Below are 270 nucleotides of genomic sequence, written 5' to 3'. Positions count from 1 at the left end.
TGACGGTCACGGTCAGCTTGTCGTACGCGGTGCTGCCGGTCTCGGCGGTGTCGATGTGCAGCCAGTAGCTCAGCGTGGCCTTGCAGCCGGCCGGAACGGCGACGGTCTGCGAGAGGCTGTCGGTGTGGGCGGAGCCGTAGCCGTCCAGCCACGCCTTCCAGGAACCGGAGCGGGCCGCCTCGGAGGAGGAGTTGTCGACCACGCCGGAGGAGGCGGTCCAGGGGCTGGCGCTGCCGGTCTCGAAGCCGGGGTTGCCGAGCAGCTGGGCGG

At 71.5% G+C, this 270-nt stretch carries 1 pseudogene; it reads right to left on the bottom strand.

The window, feature by feature from the left end:
- Positions 1-270 (bottom strand): annotated as a pseudogene (locus tag OO48_RS34160) (hypothetical protein); the annotation flags it as partial.

It is taken from the genome of Kitasatospora phosalacinea, from assembly GCF_000716545.1.
GTDB classification, from domain to species: Bacteria; Actinomycetota; Actinomycetes; order Streptomycetales; family Streptomycetaceae; genus Kitasatospora; species Kitasatospora phosalacinea.
Note: the sequence above shows the minus strand (reverse complement) of the source record. Positions and strands in the feature narration are given on the sequence as shown.